The sequence below is a fragment of the Streptococcus sp. STC1396 genome, assembly GCF_058933875.1.
In genome coordinates this window covers 1-20,072 of sequence record NZ_JBZYCU010000018.1, presented here as the reverse complement: position 1 = coordinate 20,072, position 20,072 = coordinate 1, and the positions used below count along the sequence as shown (strand labels likewise).

Annotated in this window: 18 protein-coding genes; 5 read left to right on the top strand and 13 right to left on the bottom strand. The window is 41.6% G+C overall.

Going from position 1 to position 20,072, the window contains the following annotated elements:
* Window positions 1–58: 58 nt before the first annotated feature.
* On the top strand, window positions 59–589 hold the full coding sequence (locus AC5FEC_RS07365) for a TetR/AcrR family transcriptional regulator (RefSeq protein WP_037614996.1): 531 nt from the start codon (window positions 59–61) through the stop codon (window positions 587–589).
* 312 nt (window positions 590–901) lie between these two features.
* Here the strand turns inward: AC5FEC_RS07365 and rpsD are convergent, their stop codons facing one another.
* Window positions 902–1,513: a 30S ribosomal protein S4 gene (gene rpsD / locus AC5FEC_RS07360; RefSeq protein WP_037614998.1), complete on the bottom strand. Its 612-nt coding sequence runs from the start codon at window positions 1,511–1,513 to the stop codon at window positions 902–904.
* Window positions 1,514–1,935: 422 nt separating this feature from the next.
* Between rpsD and comA the strand changes: the two genes are divergently transcribed.
* Window positions 1,936–4,089, top strand: coding sequence for a peptide cleavage/export ABC transporter ComA (gene comA, locus AC5FEC_RS07355; protein WP_493661781.1), 2,154 nt, complete (start codon window positions 1,936–1,938; stop codon window positions 4,087–4,089).
* A 13-nt stretch (window positions 4,090–4,102) separates the two neighbouring features.
* A complete protein-coding gene (locus tag AC5FEC_RS07350) occupies window positions 4,103–5,458 on the top strand; it encodes a bacteriocin secretion accessory protein (RefSeq protein ID WP_493661780.1) in 1,356 nt (451 codons plus the stop codon).
* A 48-nt stretch (window positions 5,459–5,506) separates the two neighbouring features.
* On the opposite strand, the gene AC5FEC_RS07345 is transcribed toward AC5FEC_RS07350, so the two are convergent.
* From AC5FEC_RS07345 to apf, 12 genes are all read right to left on the bottom strand, one after another.
* Complete coding sequence (locus AC5FEC_RS07345; RefSeq protein ID WP_493661779.1) at window positions 5,507–6,235, bottom strand: ABC transporter ATP-binding protein; 729 nt, start codon at window positions 6,233–6,235, stop codon at window positions 5,507–5,509.
* Entirely contained in the window at window positions 6,235–7,233 is a 999-nt protein-coding gene (locus tag AC5FEC_RS07340; protein ID WP_493661778.1) for an ABC transporter substrate-binding protein, read from the bottom strand. Before AC5FEC_RS07340 ends, AC5FEC_RS07345 begins: the two co-directional genes overlap by 1 nt.
* 43 nt (window positions 7,234–7,276) lie before the next feature.
* Window positions 7,277–8,029: an ABC transporter permease gene (locus AC5FEC_RS07335; protein ID WP_493661777.1), complete on the bottom strand. Its 753-nt coding sequence runs from the start codon at window positions 8,027–8,029 to the stop codon at window positions 7,277–7,279.
* The gene (locus AC5FEC_RS07330; protein ID WP_493661776.1) at window positions 7,992–8,282 is read right to left on the bottom strand and encodes a thiamine-binding protein; all 291 of its coding nucleotides are present in this window, start codon (window positions 8,280–8,282) and stop codon (window positions 7,992–7,994) included. The genes AC5FEC_RS07335 and AC5FEC_RS07330 overlap by 38 nt, the downstream gene beginning before the upstream one ends.
* Before the next feature lie 256 nt (window positions 8,283–8,538).
* Complete coding sequence (locus AC5FEC_RS07325) at window positions 8,539–9,162, bottom strand: HAD family hydrolase (RefSeq protein ID WP_493661775.1); 624 nt, start codon at window positions 9,160–9,162, stop codon at window positions 8,539–8,541.
* A gap of 269 nt (window positions 9,163–9,431) precedes the next feature.
* Complete coding sequence (locus AC5FEC_RS07320; protein WP_062201599.1) at window positions 9,432–9,710, bottom strand: Veg family protein; 279 nt, start codon at window positions 9,708–9,710, stop codon at window positions 9,432–9,434.
* Between the two features lies 1 nt (window position 9,711).
* Window positions 9,712–11,067, bottom strand: a complete 1,356-nt coding sequence (dnaB, locus tag AC5FEC_RS07315) for a replicative DNA helicase (protein WP_037615013.1) — start codon at window positions 11,065–11,067, stop codon at window positions 9,712–9,714.
* Window positions 11,068–11,093: 26 nt separating this feature from the next.
* Window positions 11,094–11,546, bottom strand: coding sequence for a 50S ribosomal protein L9 (rplI, locus tag AC5FEC_RS07310; protein WP_268735479.1), 453 nt, complete (start codon window positions 11,544–11,546; stop codon window positions 11,094–11,096).
* A gap of 1 nt (window position 11,547) precedes the next feature.
* Window positions 11,548–13,533 (bottom strand): GGDEF domain-containing protein, encoded by a 1,986-nt coding sequence (locus AC5FEC_RS07305; protein WP_459350097.1) that lies wholly within the window; start codon window positions 13,531–13,533, stop codon window positions 11,548–11,550.
* 472 nt (window positions 13,534–14,005) lie between these two features.
* A complete protein-coding gene (gene mnmG / locus AC5FEC_RS07300; RefSeq protein WP_234549496.1) occupies window positions 14,006–15,925 on the bottom strand; it encodes a tRNA uridine-5-carboxymethylaminomethyl(34) synthesis enzyme MnmG in 1,920 nt (639 codons plus the stop codon).
* A gap of 138 nt (window positions 15,926–16,063) precedes the next feature.
* Window positions 16,064–17,209, bottom strand: coding sequence for a tRNA 2-thiouridine(34) synthase MnmA (mnmA, locus tag AC5FEC_RS07295; protein ID WP_493661797.1), 1,146 nt, complete (start codon window positions 17,207–17,209; stop codon window positions 16,064–16,066).
* Between the two features lie 253 nt (window positions 17,210–17,462).
* Window positions 17,463–17,975, bottom strand: coding sequence for an aggregation-promoting factor (gene apf, locus AC5FEC_RS07290; RefSeq protein WP_244880070.1), 513 nt, complete (start codon window positions 17,973–17,975; stop codon window positions 17,463–17,465).
* Between the two features lie 352 nt (window positions 17,976–18,327).
* Between apf and sdaAB the strand changes: the two genes are divergently transcribed.
* Together sdaAB and sdaAA are read left to right on the top strand one after the other, a co-directional pair.
* Window positions 18,328–18,999, top strand: coding sequence for an L-serine ammonia-lyase, iron-sulfur-dependent subunit beta (sdaAB, locus tag AC5FEC_RS07285; protein ID WP_493661774.1), 672 nt, complete (start codon window positions 18,328–18,330; stop codon window positions 18,997–18,999).
* A gap of 8 nt (window positions 19,000–19,007) precedes the next feature.
* Complete coding sequence (gene sdaAA / locus AC5FEC_RS07280; protein ID WP_037615027.1) at window positions 19,008–19,880, top strand: L-serine ammonia-lyase, iron-sulfur-dependent, subunit alpha; 873 nt, start codon at window positions 19,008–19,010, stop codon at window positions 19,878–19,880.
* The last annotated feature ends 192 nt before the right edge of the window (window positions 19,881–20,072 follow it).

The following is a 20,072-nucleotide window of genomic DNA, read 5'->3' as shown; positions in this document are numbered from 1 at the left end:
CATTTTTTTGAACACATTGTCTAATTTTGTATAATTCACCAGCAAAGGAAAAATACGGATGATAGAAAGTAATAAACGTAAAAAAACCAAGGCTATCATTGAGAAGGCCATGGTTGAATTGTTGCATAAGGAATCATTTGACCACATCACAACGGTCGAATTGGCCAGAGCTGCTGGCATCAGCCGCAGTAGCTTTTATACCCACTACAAAGATAAATATGATATGATTGAACGCTATCAGCAAGGCCTCTTTCATCAACTAGAACACATCTTTGAAAATAATCAAGAAGATATCGCGGTAGCTATCACGGAAGTCTTTCAATTCCTGACCCAAGAGCCCCTTCTGGCTGCCCTCTTGACAGAAAATGGCACCAGGGAAATCCAAAATTTCCTGCGTCATAAACTTCAAATCATGCTATCTGAAAGCTTGCAAGAGCGTTTTAGCAAAAAAGTCTATAGTCAAATTGAAAAAGAATATAGCACCGTCTACCTCTCCAATGCCTTCTTTGGAGTCTGCCAGATGTGGATTTCTCGGGGAAAAAAAGAAAATCCCGAACAAATGGCTCATCTTCTTTTAAAGATGCTATAAAATTCAACAACTAAATAAAGGCTGGGACAATTTTTTCTCAGTCTCTTTTTGTTAATCGAGTCAGGAGGCTGGGACAAAAGTCCGACCTCAAATATAAAAAGCGAACAAAACTAGTTTTCTGGTAATCAGAATTCTGCTTTGTTCGCTTTTTGCATTTAATTATAGATTTGAAGGGCTTAATAATTAAGATTTTTAAAAATTGAAATCTTTTTGTCCCAGCCTCTTTTTCTAGTTTTTCTCTGCGAGAAAAACTAGCTTGAAGCCATAATAAAAGAAGCCGAAATCGGCTTCTGAATAAATTTTCAATAGAAATTAAAGTTTTTGGTTGTAGAATTCGACGATGAGCGCTTCGTTGATTTCTGGGTTGATTTCATCGCGTTCTGGCAAGCGAGTCAATGAACCTTCCAATTTTTCAGCGTCGAATGATACGAATGCTGGACGTCCAAGAGTTGCTTCAACTGCTTCAAGGATAGCTGGAACTTTCAATGATTTTTCACGAACTGAGATCACTTGACCTGGAGTTACGCGGTATGATGGGATATCAACACGTTTGCCGTCAACAAGGATGTGACCGTGGTTTACGAATTGACGAGCTTGACGACGAGTAGTCGCAAGACCAAGACGGTAAACAACGTTATCCAAACGACGTTCCAAAAGAAGCATGAAGTTGAAACCAAGGATTCCGCCTTTGATTTTTGTAGCTTGTACGAACAAGTTACGGAATTGTTTTTCACCTACACCGTAAGTGAAACGAAGTTTTTGTTTTTCAGCCAATTGCAAACCGTATTCTGACAATTTTGAACGGTTGTTTGGTCCGTGTTGTCCTGGTACGTAGTTACGACGTGCCAATTCTTTACCTGTACCTGTAAGTGAAAGGCCAAGGCGACGAGCTTGTTTCCAAGATGGTCCTGTATAACGTGACATATGTATGTCCTCCTGATATAAATAATATTTCGGTGGAAATAGTCACTTAGAAAGCCCTGATTCGTGCAGAACATTTTCGCCCAAACAGCTAAGGCTACTTTTATAGCTGATGTTCTGTTGACGAGCTTCATGCTTTCCTGCTGCTATTTCACACAAAGGCTATTGTACCATGAAATATGAAGAATGTAAAGAGGTAAAATCAGAAAACAGCTGAAAGAAGGTCTATATCAGTCCACTTTGTCATTGGCATTCAACTACCATTCAGGCACACTTTTTAACTTTTGGGATTCAGTTGTTTTTGTGATAACAGTTTACATTATAATAGACTTATTCATTATATGAGGCTTCAATATACGATGCAAATTGTTAAAATACAACAGAGCCTATATAATTACAGAAAATATTTTCAAAAGGAGACTTCTATGAAATTTCGCCGTCGACACTACCGTCCTCAGGTGGACCAAATGGATTGCGGCGTGACATCTTTGGCCATGGTTTTTGGTTACTACGGCTCCCATTACTCACTAGCGCATCTACGAGAGTTAGCCAAAACTACCATGGAGGGCACGACAGCTTTTGGTTTGGTTAGGGTCGCTGATAAGCTAAACTTTGAGACGCGAACCATAAGAGCAGATATGTCCCTCTTTGAGCACAATGACTTAACTTACCCTTTCGTAGCGCATGTAGTCAAAAATGGCAAATTGCTACACTACTATGTAGTGACTGGGCAAGATAAGAAATTTATCCATATTGCTGACCCTGACCCTACGGTCAAGATGACCAAGCTACCTAGGGAACATTTTGAGTCAGAATGGACAGGAGTGGCAATATTCATAGCACCGACGCCTGACTACAAACCGCACAAAGAGCAAAAGCAAGGACTTCTTTCTTTCCTTCCTATTTTGATTAGACAAAAGAGCTTGATGACCAATATCGTTCTTGCAACCTTTCTGGTGACCATTATCAACATTATTGGTTCCTACTATCTCCAGTCTATTATCGACACCTATGTACCTGACCAGATGCGGAGTACGCTAGGGATCATCTCGCTGGGCTTGGTCTTGGTGTATATTTTACAGCAAGTTTTGAGTTACGCTCAGGATTATTTACTTTTGGTTTTGGGACAACGTTTGTCTATTGATGTCATTTTGTCCTATATCAAGCATGTTTTTCACCTTCCAATGTCTTTCTTTGCAACACGGCGAACAGGAGAAATCGTTTCTCGTTTTACTGATGCCAATAGTATCATTGATGCTCTTGCAAGTACCATCTTATCTATATTTCTCGATGTTTCAATCGTACTAATCATCTCAGTAGTCCTGTTCTCACAAAATACCAACCTCTTTTTTATTAGTCTCTTGGCCCTACCTATCTACACACTCCTTATCTTTGCCTTTATGAAACCCTTTGAAAAGATGAACCGTGACACTATGGAGGCCAATGCTGTGCTATCCTCTTCCATTATTGAGGATATTAACGGCATGGAGACTATTAAGTCTCTTACCAGTGAAAAACTTCGCTATCAGAAGATTGATAGAGAATTTGTAGATTATTTAAAAAAATCCTTTGTCTATAGTAGAGCAGAAAGTCAGCAAAAAGCGCTAAAAAAAGTAGCTCAGTTACTTCTGAATGTTGCTATCCTCTGCATGGGGGCGGGGCTGGTCATGAATAAGCAGATGACTCTGGGACAGCTCATCACCTACAACACCCTCTTGATCTATTTCACAAATCCGCTGGAAAACATCATCAATCTCCAAACCAAACTCCAAACAGCTCAGGTAGCTAATAATCGACTCAACGAGGTCTATTTAGTAGAATCTGAGTTTGAGGAGAAAAAGATCATATCTGATCTTAGTTTGATGACAGGCGACATTGAGTTTAAAAATGTTAGCTACAAATATGGGTATAGACGAGATGTTCTAGCCAATATCAACCTAACCATCAAGCAGAAATCAAAGGTTGCTTTTGTTGGGATTTCCGGCTCAGGTAAAACTACGCTTGCTAAAATGATTGTCAATTTTTACGACCCTAGTGCTGGGCAGATTAGTCTAGGTGGGGTTAATCTTAACCAGATTGACAAACATGCTCTCCGCCAGCATATCAACTATCTTCCACAACAGCCCTATGTCTTTAACGGCACGATCATGGACAACCTGCTTTTGGGCGCCAAAGAAGGTACTACGCAAGAAGATGTTTTGCGTGCTGTCGAACTAGCAGAGATTCGTGCAGACATTGAAAACATGCCTCTAAGTTACCAGACTGAGCTAACCTCTGATGGAGCTGGGATTTCGGGCGGTCAACGTCAACGAATCGCCTTAGCAAGGGCTCTATTGACGGATGCTCCTATTTTGATTTTAGATGAGGCTACTAGCAGCTTGGATATTTTAACAGAAAAACGAATTGTTGATAATCTGCTAGCTTTGGATAAAACCTTGATTTTTATCGCCCATCGTCTGACAATTGCCGAGCGAACCGAGCATGTCGTAGTGATGGATCACGGCCGCATTGTAGAGCAGGGTAGCCATACAGATCTGCTGGATCAGGGCGGCTTCTATGCCAATCTGGTCAATAGCTAGAAAGGAGAACCTAGTGGCCCAAGATTTTTTAGAAAGCGCTGAGTTTTACAACCGTCGCTATCACAATTTCTCTAGTAGGGTTATTATTCCTATTACTTTGCTCTTTCTTTTTACCCTACTCTTCGGACTCTTTGCTCAAAAAGAGATTACTGTCTCATCAAGTGCCAGTCTGGAGCCTAGTCGTATCATTTCTAACATCCAGTCCACGAGTAATAATACAATCATTATGAATCATCTCGCAGAAAACAAGTGTGTCAAACAAGGTGACCTGCTCATTCAATATCAAAATGGAGCGGAAGAGCTACAGAAAGCTAGCTACTCTAACCAGCTAGATATGCTCCAAGATCAGAAAAAACAATTGGAGTATTTACAAGCTAGTCTCCAAACTGGGAATGATCAGTTCCCAGAAGCCGATAATTTTGGCTACCGGCAATCTTTTCGAGATTATCAAAGTCAGGCCGTCAGTCTCCGTAGTAATACAGACCAGCAAAATGCAGCCATTGCTTCACAAAACGCTGCTGCTAGCAGTGCACAGACAGAGATTGCAAAACTCATTTCTGAGACCCAAGCTAAAATTTCAGACTATAGATCAGTCAAGATAGCTATTCAAAATGACTCAGTAGTAGATGGTAGTAACGCAGGCTATTCCCTCTACCAAACCTATCAAGCACAAGTAAACATGGACACGCAAGACCAGCTAAAAAGTCAAATACTGGCACAAGCAGATACACAGATTGCTCAATTAGAAGGAACACTGGCAAGCTACCGCATCCAATATGCAGGTTCAGGTGCTCGGCAAGCCTACTCGACTGGGTTAAACAGTCAGCTAGAATCACTCAAAGCTCAGCAACTAACTAAGGTTGCTCAAGAATTAACTGATTTAGAGCAAAAAATTCTTGAAACAGAAACTGGAAGAAAGGTGCAAGATGGGATGATTCAAAAAACTGTCATTACAGCACCTGAAAATGGGATACTTCACCTCAATCCTGAGACTAGCCATTCCACCTTAGTACCTGAGGGAAGTCTCCTTGCCCAACTCTATCCTGTCCTGACCACGGAAAAGAAAATTAAGATTACCGCTTATATTTCTTCCAAGGATATCGCTCATCTTAAAGTCGGTAACCCTATTCGCTTCACAACCATAAACGATATTAACAAGCAAGAAACTCTGACTTCCAAGATTAGCAACATCGATACTACTGCAAGCAAGACAGAAAAAGGAAATTTTTTCAAATTAGAAGCAGAGACTACATTGACAGACCAAGAAGCTAAGCAACTCCGCTATGGTTTAGAAGGAAGAATTGTAATGATCACAGGTAAGAAAACTTACTTCCAATATTATAGAGATAAATTTTTGAAAAAAGATTAGTTAAAAAAGCTAAAAATCCATAACTCTTATGAGAAACGGATTTTTTGCCTACTTTTCTACTCCCAAAAGCTTCAAAATCTCCTGCTTGTATCGCAGCTTCTGCAGTTCCTTATCCTCGCTGTCTGACCAAGTCAATTGGAGATCTGCCACAATTTGCCCAGGCCGATTTTTCAGAATATAGATACGGTCGCTGAGAGCCAGAGCTTCCTCGATGCTATGAGTGATAAGGAGAGTCGTCAGACCCAGCCTACGATGAATATCCAGATACCAAGTGTGTAGCTCCATCTTGGTCAGCTCATCCAAGGCACTAAAGGCCTCGTCTAGAAGAAATAGCTTGTGACCGAACATATAGGTCCGCAGCAGAGCCACGCGCTGCCGCATCCCTCCACTCAGCTCATGTGGATACTTGCCTGCCACATCAAAGAGCCCGAACTCCTTCAAAATCTGACTTGCCTGCTCCGTCGCTTCTTTTTTTGATACCTTGCGGATTAGCAGGGGCAAGATAACATTGCCCAGCACCGTCTTGTGCTCAAGTAGCAAGTCCTTCTGTAGCATATAACTCACTCGGCCCTTGGGATTTTCCTGCCCGTCTAGGACAATCCTGCCCGACTGCACCTCCAAAATCCCAGCAATCAGATTAAAGAGGGTCGTTTTCCCGACTCCACTAGGTCCCAAAATCGCTACGACCTGGCCTGCTTCTACCTCTAGGCTGATATCTTTCAAAATCTGCTGCTCATCATAAGCATAACTTATATTTTCAAGTTTAATTTCTGTCATTATTTTATATAATTGTTGCTAAATCCCTTGTCACTCAAGTCATTGTCCACGATACCCTTATCCTTGGCCCATTTGTAAAAGGCATTCCAACGACTAGCCTCAAACTGACCCCACTTGTCCTTATCCGATGCATATTGCTCAGACAGATATTTTTGAGAAGCCAAGACAAAGTCACATTTGCTTTTCAGCTCTGGCGCATGCTTGATTAAAATATCCGCTGCTTCTTCAGGATGTTCCATGGCATATTGATAGCCTTTTTTGATGGCCTGGAGGACTTTTTTCGCCTCTTCCGGATTCTTCTTCAGATAGTCATTATTGGCAATAATGACTGGTGAATAGTAGTCAAACTCTTTGACATAGTCTTTCATGTAAAAGAAATTAGTATCCATGCCCTGAGTCTGAGCCATGATGCCGTCCCAGCCATGATAAATCCACGCTGCATCAAACAAGCCATTTTCAATCGGCGTAATAGAGTTGGAATCGTTATTGGGAACCTTCTCTACCTCATCAAACTGACCGCCTTGGCTTTCAACCAAGGTTTTGAGCATGCCTATCTCCACAGGGTCATTCCAGGTGCCGTATTTCTTCCCAGCCAGATCTTTAGGGCTTGTAATACCAGCTGACTTCTTAGAAATAATACCCGAAGTATTATGCTCTACAATAGCCGCAACGGCTGTAATTTCCGCACCCTTATCTAGTTTTTTAGCCATGGAGTCCTGGAAATAAATACCAAAAGGTGCCTTGCCATTGATAATCAGATCCGAGCTGCTGTCTTCTGGCGGCAACTTGATATCCACATCCACGCCTGCTTCCTTGAAGTAGCCCTTTTCCTGAGCTACGTAAAGTCCGGTATGATTGGTGTTGGGTGACCAGTCTAGGATAAAATCAATCTTTTTATCCTTGCTTTCAGACGTAGATTTCGACTGACCGCAGGCCACTAGGCCGATGATTGACACAGCAGCCAAGCCTGCCAGCAACATTTTATAAGTTTTTTTCATTATAATCCTCTTTTCTTTTTTGGAAAATAGCAGAGCTGAGCTCCTATTTCCACTTAATGACATATTTTTCACTGACAGCCACCAACTTCATCCCCAGAAGACTGATAACCGAAACCAATATGATAATAGCAAACATGGTGTCGTACTGGAAAAGTTTTTTCGACTGAATCATGTAAACACCCAAGCCTTCGAAACCGCCCAGCCATTCGGAAACCACGGTCGTGATAAAGGCATAAGAAACACTGACGCGCAAGCCCGCATAGAAATAGGGCAGACTGACTGGAATCTTAAAATGCCAGAGAATCTGCCAGCGATTGGCCTGCATAAGCTCAAAGAGAGTCAGAGTATCCCGGTCACAATGCCGAAAACCGTCCAGAATACTGACGATAATCGGAAAAGTCGTCGTCAGAATAATGAGCACAATCTTGGGCAAAATCCCATAACCCAGCCAGAGAACCAGAATTGGCGCCAAAGCAATGGTCGGAATCGTCTGTACCACGACCATCATAGGATAGATCAGATCATTGAGCCAGCTCATGCTGTCCATGAGTACAGCTAGTATACAGGCCAAGATGACACCCAAGACTAAACCCAGCAAGGCTACTTTTAAGGTCGCCCAACTATGGCTTGCTAGAAATCCAGCATCTCTGATAAAGGCCTGGCCGATTTCCAGAGGTGTCGGCAGGATAAACTTGGGCAAGAGCTTGAGCCAGCCCATAACCTGCCAGATGACAAGGATTCCCAGCATACCCAAAAGGCTAATCTGCTGCCGCAGGATATTTTTCAAGTTTTTCATCAATACTTAAAATCTTTCCATAGTTTATTTTCACATTAGCAAAGACATTGTCTGCCTGAGTGCCTGCAAGCTCAATCGCCTGCTGCAGAATAGGAAATAAGGTCTCCCATTCCCCTTCTAGAACGGTCTCAAAAGGCGTCACGACCATCTTCATTGGCTGTTTTTGCAAAAACTCAATCACTTCCTCTATGACTGTCAAACGATTCACATCATTTGACAAAGGAAGGATCTGTAAAGCGATGCTGGCCTGCATTCTCCTATCTCCTTTTCTACTAATAACAAAAAACTTTTCCATATATGGAAAAGTGCGCAAAAATACCTCTGATTTCTCATGCATAATTCCCTACGCTGGCATTACCCAGATCAGGTGCGGTCGAAGCTTACACTTCCTCTCAGACTGTACACAGACTCCCATATATAGGACTATGATAGCGCAATCATCAGCAATTGTCAAGGTTGGAGCTTGGTTTCACCACTTCCAATTGCAGATGAATATGAAATCTCATAGTTTAGTCAAACTTTCCTTTCGCAGCTAGCAAAGCCTCCAAAGCCCTTATATTGTCTGTCTCGCTTGTGGATAAGATGGTTTCAAAGCCCAATTCAGCTGCCGTATCTAAGTTAGCCTGAATATCATCAATGAAGACGGATTCCACTGGATCCAGATTGTACTTTTTCAGCAGTTTTTGATAAATCTCTGACTCTGGCTTGACAACCCCGACCTCTGATGAGAGGATATAGCCCGAAAGCAGTGGATAGATTGGTAACAAACCAGCCTTTTCAATATGGTAAAAAATTTCGCAAGTGGTTGACAAGATGTAAATGCGATAGCCCTGATTAGCCCATATCCGAATCTTCTCCTGTAAACCACTGTAAACTTGCACGACCTCATACCAATGGTAAAAGGTGTTCTTAATTGTAGAATGATAGGAAGCATCTAGCTGAGCCAGTACTTCCTCACAGGCTTCTTTCAAACTCAGCTCTCCCTTGTCTGTTTGATGCCAGATACCCGACTCAAAAATGGCCTGCTTAAGAGCCTGACGCCGCTCATTTTCAGGTTCAAAATACGTTAAGATTTTCTCAGAATTCCATTCAATCAGAACATTTCCTAAATCAAAAACCAAATTTTTAATCATTTCTTTTACCAACCTTTTTCTTTACAAAAGCCATTCTCGGTTCTCTTAAAACTTGTTTCTATGATTGATACTAAGCACTGGATTCCGACAAAGAATCCTCCCCTTGCTGAAATATAATTATTGTCAGCCAATCAGCCAGTCCAGCCCTCATTTGCTATCTTTAGCAAAACATGTTCAGGCTAAGAAAAAATCCCAGAAATGAACTGTTCCTTAAAGTTGGGGCTTTTTAACCAACTCTAGAAAGCAATACAAAATTCTGGAATTACATGTTATTCTTGGTCAAAATAACGAATTAAATTTTTCTCTGTCAAAATATCTGAATAAGTGTAAGATTCCACATAGGTGTTCGTAATTTCACCTGGTTGTCCCCCTTCATTTGCATATTCAACGATAAATAAAGAAGGGTAAACTTCAATCAAGCGGCCCTGTTTACTTTTTTGGCGCTTGCGACCATTTTCCAGAGTCATTTCTACTATCTGCCCCTCATGTGCCTTGATGTCCTCCTTGATTTTCTTCATTTTTGCTACATCCGTAAATGCATCACTCATACTATACATCCTCTCTTTTAGAAATACTTGAAAACTTATTATATTCTTTTTGGAAAATCAGCTCAACTGTTCCACGCGCCCCGCTCCGGTTTTTCTCAATAATAACTTCGACTTTATTATTTGGAATGCCTTCCTCTTCCTCACCGGCCCGTTCATAATAGTCATCCCGATAAAGGAAGGCTACGATATCCGCATCCTGCTCAATAGATCCAGACTCCCGAATATCAGACAGCACTGGTCGCTTATCCTGCCGCTGCTCCACGCCACGCGAGAGCTGACTCAGCGCAATAACCGGAACCTTGAGCTCCTTAGCTAAAATCTTAAGCTGGCGGGAAATTTCCGAAACTTCCTGTTGGCGGTTTTCACGACCCGTTCCTGTAATCAATTGCAGGTAGTCAATCAAAATCAGCCCAAGATTCCCTGTCTCCTGAGACAACTTGCGCGCTCGCGAACGAATCTCTGTAATCCGAATCCCCGGCGTATCATCAATATAAATACTCGCATTAGCCAGATTCGCTGTCGCAATGGTATATTTCTGCCACTCTTCATCTGTCAGTTGCCCAGTACGAATGGAGTGAGAATTAATCACTCCTTCTGAGGCCAGCATCCGGTCCACCAGACTCTCTGCCCCCATTTCTAGGGAGAAGATAGCCACTGTCTTATCCAGCTTGGTCCCGATATTCTGGGCGATATTGAGGGCAAAGGCCGTCTTTCCGACCGCAGGACGAGCAGCTAGGATGATTAACTCTTCTTCGTGCAAGCCCGTCGTCATCTTATCCAACTCACGGTAACCCGTCGCAATTCCTGTAATATCAGTAGTTTGCTGAGAACGTGCTTCTAGATTAGCAAAGTTAAGATTGAGAATATCTTGGATGTTTTTAAAACCGCTGCGATTGGCTGTTTCGCTGACATCAATCAAGGCTTTTTCTGCACCCGCAATGATTTCCTCTGACAGTTTCTCGCCATCATAGGCTTGGTTGATGGATTCCGTCAAACGCGAAATCAGCCGGCGCAAAATTGCTTTCTCGGAGACGATTTTAGCATAATACTCTGCATTGGCAGAGGTCGGCACAGAATTAACGACCTCCACCAGATAGCTCAATCCGCCAATATTCTGCAAATCGCCTTGGCTGTCCAAAATATTGCGCACAGTGGTCGCATCGATGGCATCCCCTCGATCCGCCAAGTCAATCATCGCCTTAAAAATCAAACGATTGGCATATTTAAAGAAATCTCCAGGCTCAATATATTCACGGACAAAGACCAGTTTGCTCTCATCGATGAAAATGGCCCCTAGTACAGACTGCTCTGCTAAAATATCTTGAGGCTGAGCTCGCAACTCATCAATCTCTGCCATAGGTGAATCCTTCCTTTATTCCCTTTCTACCCTTCCGTAACCCGCAGGCGAATTACGCTCGTCACATCTTGGTAAATTTTTACAGGAACATCAATCAAACCAATTGAACGAATTGGAGAGTCAACCTTGATATTCCGTTTGTCAATTTTCAGACCAAATTGCTTTTGTAGTTCATCAGCAATTTTTTTGTTGGTAATAGAACCGAAAGTCCGTCCGTCTGGCCCGACCTTCTCAGTAAAAGCGACAACAGTTGCTTCCTCTTCCAGCTTGGCTCTAATCGCCTGAGCCTCTGCCACCATCTCTGCATGAGCCTTTTCTTGAGATTTTTGCTTTCCTCTCAACTCCCCAATAGCTTGTGCAGTTGCTTCCTTAGCCAAGTTTTTCTTGATTAAGAAATTTTGAGCGTAGCCCGTAGGCATTTCCTTAATCTCACCCTTTTTCCCTTTTCCCTTCACATCTGCTAAAAAAATAACTTTCATTTCAATTCCCCTTTTCAATTATTTCTTCATTTTTTATAACTTGATCCATGATCTCTTGGTTTAAGCGTTGGGTCACTTCAGAAATAGACTGATCACTAACTTGCGCAGCTGCAAGATTAAAGTGCCCACCACCGCCCATTTTCTCCATAATCCGCTGAACATTAATTTTGCTGCGACTACGAGCTGAAATGGATACATAACCTTCGGTATTTTTACTCACTACAAACGTTGCCTCAATTCCCGACATGGCTAGCATCGTATCAGCCGCCTTACTAATCACAACTGTATCATAGCTAGTATTATCAGGCCCAGCTGCTACAATCACATTTGGCAAAATCTTCTTACCGTTGAGAATCAGCTCATTGACTGCTCGATATTCTTCAAAATTTGTCGCAGAAATATCCTGAATGACGACACTATCACTACCACGATTTCGCAAATAGCTAGCCACATCAAAGGTTCGACTCGTCACTCTCGAAGTGAATTTCTTGGTGTCCAGCATTATGCCAGCCATAAGAATGCTAGCCTGAATCTTATTCAAGCGGTTCTTCTTGGAATTTTGAAACTGAATCAGCTCCGTCACCAACTCGCTGGCACTACTAGCACCACTTTCAATATAAGCAATAACTGCATTCTCAGGAAAATCCTCATCCCGACGGTGATGGTCCACCACGATTGTTTGGCTAAATCGGTCAAAAAACTCTTTGGAGAGAGTTAGAGCCAACTTAGAATGGTCTACCATAATCAAGAGCGAGCGACTAGTCACCCTATTCATAGCTTCGGAGAGCGTCAACAGATAATCCGCACCTTCCAGACTCAATTTTTTGATTGCCCGCTGAATATCTGACGCCATCTGCTGGTCGTCGTAGACAACGTAAGCTTGGTCAATAATATTACTAGCAAAGAGCTGCATCCCAAGCGAAGAACCCAAGGCATCCATATCAAGATTTCTATGACCAACTACAAAAACCTGATCCACACTTTTTATTTTATCTGAGATAGCTGTCATCATGGCTCTGGTTCGGGTGCGAGTACGTTTCACTGACGCAGCCGTTCCACCACCAAAATAGACTGGATTCTTCGTTTCATTATTTTCTTTGACAACCGCCTGATCTCCCCCCCGTACCTCAGCTAGGTTAAGATTAAGGAGAGCGGTCTTACCGATCTCATCATGCTTGCCATCCCCATAAGAAAAGCCCATACTAAGTGTCAAGGGAAGTTGCCGATTCTTGGCCTCTGCACGAAATTGATCAATAATCGAAAATTTATTATCCATCAGCTGCTCCAAAACCGTATAATCCGTAAATAAATAATAACGGTCCATCCCAACCCGACGATAAAACATATGAAATTGCTCTGAAAATTCCGCAACAAAGTTAGCAACAAAACTATTGATATGACTAATATCTGAATCTGAAACAACATCTTCTAAGTCATCATAATTGTCGACCGAGACAATCCCAATAACCGGACGAGTTGTCACTAAACCAACAGTTGCTTCATACTCATTAGAAGCATCAAAAAAATAAATTACATTAGAAGCCGAATCTAAATAAACAGAGTATTTCTTATCACCTACTGTTGCGTAGTGTCCTGTACCTGAATAAGCTGCTTGTAAAATAGTTTGCAGCAGTGCTGTATCAAAATTCCCGTCTTCTTTTATAAAAATTAATTCAGCATAAGGATTAAACCATTCAACATCCTCATTCTCTTCGTTAAACTTGATAACTCCCACAGGCATCTTATCTAGTAATGCAGTCAAACTAGCTTCTGCCTGATGATTGACAAAATGAATCTGTTCAATTTCATCCAATTTAGAGATTCTCTGTTGTTGAATAAAAAGGATAGTTAAGGCTGATAATACAGCAAAAAGCGCAACAATCATTGAAAAACTGTCACCAAACAAACGTAAACAGATAGTTAATATTATAAAAGAAATGATTCCTGCTATCGCTAGATTCACAGGGGTAAAACGATTTTTTTCCATCACAGACCTCTTATTCCGCCATTTTACCATAAATCCAAGAAAAAAGCGAGTTTACATCATACTTTCATTATAGAAATCAACTAAAATTGAGATAGTCAGATAAAGAAAATAAACTTTCAAAAAAGATATTCGACATGATTATGATTGTAAAAACTTTAAAATGCTAAACTAGACACTGCTTGTTTACTTTTTTGTTGTCAAAATTGTAAACTTAATTGACAAAAGAGTGAGATTTTAAAAGAAAATTCTGATTCTTTTTGCATCATCTGTATACTATTTTTTATCATTTCAAGCATTGATAATAACCTTCATTTATTAAGTGTTGAGACCAGATTGTTATATCCTATTTTTTTATCATTTGAGCACATAGCGTTTTAATTTATTGCACCTTCATTTACAAACCAAAATATAAATTGACGCTTTATTTACAACGGTGTCAATCTTTCCATGACAAGAAATCACGTTTGAACTTTCAAACGTGATTTTGTTTTTCTTTATTTTTTGAAATACTCCTAGACTTACCTTCTAAGTAGACCATCAAAATAGAAATATCTGCTGGATTGACACCAGAAATCCGACTAGCCTGACCAATCGTTTCTGGATTGATTTTCTTAAACTTCTGCCGTGCTTCTGTCGCAATCGAGTCAATATCATCCCAGTCAATATTTGCTGGAATCCGCTTTTCTTCCATACGCTTCATCTTTTCAACCTGATCAAGAGCTTTGGAAATATAGCCTTCGTACTTAATCTCTGTCTCAAGCAGCTCTATAATCTTCTCATCAAGCTCTTCTGCCGCTGGACCAATGAATTGAACCACATCTTGATAAGACACTTCCGGCCGCCGCATAAATTCTTTGGCAGTTACCGCGTCTGTCAGAGCTTTAAAACCAAGCTCTTCTACCTTGGCATTGGTTTCCTTGACAGGCTTCAGTTTAATAGATTCCAACCGTTTCATCTCGTTGTCGAATTGATTCTTTTTAACCTTAAAACGCGCCCAACGCTCGTCATCTACCAGACCGATTTCTCGTCCCATCTCTGTCAAGCGCATATCTGCATTGTCATGGCGGAGAATCAGACGGTACTCCGCTCGGCTAGTCAAGAGTCGATATGGTTCTACGGTTCCCTTGGTCACCAAATCATCAATCATGACTCCAATGTAACCATCACTGCGCTTCAGGATCAACTCTGGCTTACCTTGGATTTTCAAAGCAGCATTAATCCCAGCGATAATTCCTTGACCTGCTGCTTCTTCATATCCGGATGTTCCATTGGTCTGACCTGCTGTAAAGAGGCCTGAAATTTTCTTGGTTTCCAAAGTTGCTCGCAACTGGTGGGGCATAATCATATCATACTCAATGGCATAACCTGTCCGCATCATCTCAGCGTTTTCTAGACCTTTGATAGAGTGAACCAAGTCTTTCTGTACATCTTCTGGCAAACTAGTTGACAGCCCCTGCACATAAACTTCTTCTGTATCACGGCCCTCAGGCTCTAAGAAAAGCTGATGACGTTCCTTGTCTGCAAAGCGGACGATTTTATCCTCAATCGATGGGCAATAACGAGGCCCCACTCCTTTAACTACACCTGAAAACATAGGAGCACGATGCAGGTTATTTTGGATAATTTCATGACTTTCTGCATTGGTATAAGTCAGCCAGCAAGGAACTTGGTCTTTCACATAGTCCTCATCGCGAGACGTATAAGAAAAATGATTAGCCTTTTCATCACCTGGCTGAATCTCGGTCACATCATAATTGATAGATGATGCCTTGACACGCGGTGGCGTTCCAGTCTTAAAACGGCCAATTTCAAAACCTAAGTCACGCAGGTTATCAGCCAAAGGAATGGCTGCCAGACTGTGGTTAGGACCAGATGAATATTTGAGATCACCGATGATAATTTCTCCCCGCAAGGCTGTTCCAGTCGTAACAATAACAGCTTTAGCTGCATACTCCTGATGGGTCGCTGTCTTAACCCCAATTACCTTACCATCTTCTACCAAGATTTCATTAATCATGGTTTGCCGCAAGGTCAGATTTTCTTGATTTTCGACAGTCTTCCGCATTTCTTTGGAGTAGACTTCCTTATCCGCCTGCGCCCGAAGAGCCCGAACTGCAGGTCCCTTACCCGTGTTGAGCATCTTCATCTGAATATAGCTCTTATCAATATTCTTGGCCATCTCACCGCCCAAAGCATCTACCTCACGGACAACAATCCCTTTAGCAGATCCTCCGATAGATGGATTGCAGGGCATAAAAGCCAGCATCTCAATATTAAGGGTTGCCAGCAGAACTTTACAGCCCATTCGACTGGCAGCCAGCGATGCCTCAACTCCGGCGTGGCCTGCCCCAATCACGACAATATCATAACTTTCAGTAAAATTGTGTGTCATTTTCTTTTTCCCTCATTTTTTCACCAAAAAAGGCCAAGTCTCTAGAAGTGCAGGACAAAAAAGCCTGCAACATCCATGAGCTTTGACCATCATAGGTATTGCTTATCTTATTGTAGCAGATTGATCGAAATTGTCAATCTAAATGTACTGTAAAACTTGACCATTCTTATAAGCTCTGTCAATCAAACCACCACCTAAGCACTCATCTCCATCATAGAAGACGACTGCTTGACCTGGAGTAACAGCCCTTTGCGGTTGATCAAAGTTGACAACAGCCTTGTCACCCTTTACAGTAACTGTCACCTTGGAATCCGGCTGACGATAACGGAACTTAGCTGTACACTCCATAGTAAATTCTTCTGGCATTTCTTTTGTGAAATGAACCTGACTAGCGTCAAGGCTAGTTGACATCAAATTATCATGATAAAATCCTTGACCGACATAAAGAATATTTTGGCTAAGGTCTTTTCCGACCACAAACCAAGGCTCATTGTCACCGCCTTGCTGACCACCAATTCCAAGACCACCCCGCTGGCCAATGGTATAATACATCAACCCAGCATGCTGACCCATATCTCGGCCTTCCAAGGTCATCATGCGACCAGGCTGGGCCGGTAAATACTGACTTAAGAATTCTTTAAAATTCTTTTCACCAATAAAGCAAATACCAGTTGAGTCTTTCTTCTTAGCAGTTGCCAGACCTGCCCTTTCAGCAATCGCTCGAACTTCTAGCTTTTCTAAATGCCCCAGAGGAAACATGGTCTTTTGCAATTGTTCCTGCGATAGCTGGCTCAAGAAATAAGTCTGATCCTTATTGTTGTCCTTGCCACGCAACATATGAACTAGGCCATCTTGGTCTCTCTTCACCTGAGCATAATGACCAGTTGCAACATAATCTGCACCTAGTGTCAAGGCATAGTCAAGGAAGGCTTTAAACTTAATTTCCTTATTACACATGACATCTGGATTCGGAGTCCTACCAGCTCGATATTCCGCCAAGAAGTATTCAAAAACGCGATCCCAATACTCTTTTTCAAAGTTGACAGAGTAGTAAGGAATACCAATTTGATCTGCAACAGCTGCTACATCCTTGTAGTCTTCTGTGGCTGTGCAGACCCCAAATTCATCTGTGTCGTCCCAGTTTTTCATGAAGATGCCAATTACATCATAACCTTGCTCTTTCAAGAGTAAAGCAGTTACTGATGAATCGACACCTCCGCTCATACCAACGACGACACGAGTCTTAGAGTTATCACTCATTGTGTTCTCCCATCTTTTCGTTATTTCACGATTGAAGGTCGTGCTGTGCTTTCAACGATTGAAGGTCGTTTGAGCAACGTCTATTATATCACGATTTAACAAGTAGGACAACGGATAGAATTTCCTCAAATTTTAAGATTTCCCACGATGTAAATTACGTTGACAATCTTGTAAACCAACAACTTGATCATCTTTTTTTAGTTGCAAAAGAGAAGCTTGTAAAACAAAAGGCTAGGAGAAATGTCCTAGTCTAACTCCAGTCTAAAGATTAACCTTTTTAATACCAGCCATTGGCTAACCAGAAATTTTTAGCAGCTGACCATGAACCATAGCGATTGGTTACATATTCATTCGCCACTTTCTCTTGGTTTTCTGGTGATAAATCTCCATTTAGATAGGTAATGGTTAATTGATATCGACCATAATATTGACCATTCTGAGCGGTATAACTACCGCTAGATTCCTTCTGGGCAATCCATTCCTTGGCTTCAGCGTCCTCATTACTCAAACTAGAATTTGAATTTACTGACGTTTCTTCAGTCTTAGCTGATGTCTCAGCAGTTACTTGCTCAGATGCAGATTCGTCCAATTCTAAAATCTGCCCAACACTAATTAAATTAATATTGCTAATCTTATTTTTTTCAGCAATCTTCTCAACGGTCGTCTGATGTGAAGCAGCAATTGATGACAAGGTATCGCCTGATTTGACCGTATAGCTTTCTGCATTGGCCACAACTGGAAGAAAAACAGCAGCACCTGCAATTACACCGAGAAAACCTGCCTTTAGCATTTTATTTTGTTTTTTAAAATATAAATTCATAGATAGAATTCTCCTTTTTAATGATATTTCTATCTTATCTTTTCTTTGTTACGGGTATTTATTGCTTGAGTTAAATTTATTACAGCCATATTGACAAACGAATAAAAACACCTTATTTATATTTGTTTGAATAGATTATAAAAAAATGATGAGAAATCAATAAAAATAGAAGTTCATTTATATTTTTTATACGACTCACTTAATTATTTGACTATTCCCAGAAACATTTGAAGATTTCTTCTGAAAACACATTCAAAAATCCGAGCTAAATCGCTATTACTTTGGTATAATGAAAAAGAATAGATGAAACAAGGAGAAAAGGATGAAATCATTAAAATTTCAGTCTGTTTTTGATATTATCGGACCTGTGATGATTGGCCCTTCAAGCAGTCATACAGCAGGCGCAGTCCGTATCGGAAAAATCGTCTCCTCCATTTTTAACGATGAACCAACGGAAGTAGAGTTCCAGCTCTTTAACTCTTTTGCCAAAACTTACCGAGGTCACGGAACTGACTTGGCTCTTGTAGCAGGGATTCTAGGCATGGAGACAGATGACCCTGATATCCCTAACAGCCTTGAAATTGCCCATAAACATGGCATCAAGATTGTCTGGACGATTCAAAAGGATAGCAATGCTCCCCACCCCAATACGACAAAGATTACAGTCAAAAATGACCGTAAAACAATCAGTGTGACTGGAATCTCTATCGGTGGCGGAAACATTCAAGTAACTGAGCTGAATGGCTTTTCAGTATCCCTAAGCATGAATACTCCGACCATCATCATTGTCCATCAGGATGTACCAGGTATGATAGCGCATGTCACAGAAGCCTTGTCACGCTACAATATCAACATTGCTCAGATGAATGTCACCCGTGAGAAGGCTGGGGAAAAAGCGATTATGATTATCGAAGTTGACAGCCGTAGCTGTGAGGAAGCCATTGAAGAAATTCGCAACATTCCTCATCTACACAATGTGAATTTCTTTAAATAGGAGAAAATATGTTTTATTCCATCAAAGAATTGGTAGAGCAAGCTGACTTGGATTACCAAGGAAACGTTGCTGAATTGATGATTGCTACCGAGTATGAATTAACTGGTCGTGAAAGAGAGGAAGTCCTGCGACTGATGGGCCGCAATCTGGAAGTCATGAAAGCCTCCGTCCTTCTTGGACTTGACGAGAGCAAGTCTCGCAGTGGATTGACTGGCGGAGACGCAGCTAAACTCCACCATTATATCCAGTCAGGAAAAGCTTTGTCAGACCAGACTGTTCTGACTGCTGCAAAAAATGCTATTGCTGTTAATGAACACAATGCTAAAATGGGACTGGTTTGTGCCACACCAACGGCCGGCAGTGCTGGTTGTCTGCCAGCCGTTCTGACATCCGCTATTGAAAAATTAGGCCTCACAGAAGAAGAACAGCTAAACTTTCTATTAGCTGCAGGCGCTTTTGGCCTAGTTATTGCCAATAACGCCTCAATTTCGGGTGCTGAAGGGGGCTGTCAAGCTGAGGTTGGCTCCGCTTCTGCTATGAGTGCAGCTGCTTTAGTTCTAGCTGCTGGAGGTTCTCCTTTTCAGGCTAGCCAAGCTATCTGTTTCGTCATCAAAAACATGCTGGGCTTGATTTGCGATCCTGTGGCTGGTTTAGTAGAAGTTCCCTGTGTCAAGCGAAATGCAATGGGAGCCAGTTACGCCTTTATTGCAGCCGATATGGCTCTTGCGGGAATCGAATCCAAAATTCCTGTTGACGAAGTCGTTGACGCTATGTATCAAGTTGGCTCAAGTCTGCCTACTGCTTTCAGAGAAACAGCCGAAGGCGGTTTAGCTACAACTCCTACAGGCCGTAAACTTTCAAAAGAGATTTTTGGCCAATAAAGGCTCTATAATTTCTGTAGTGGGTAAATCCACCGCAGGGATTATGGAGCCTATTTTGTTGTAGAAAACATACTAAGATTAGTAGTGAAGAAATCTCCGACGGGAGAGAGTACTCACTACTTTTTCTTTATGTTAAAGTAGTGGTGTCTTGTAAAGTCGTAGGGCTCTATGGCGCTAGACGTCGCTTGACAA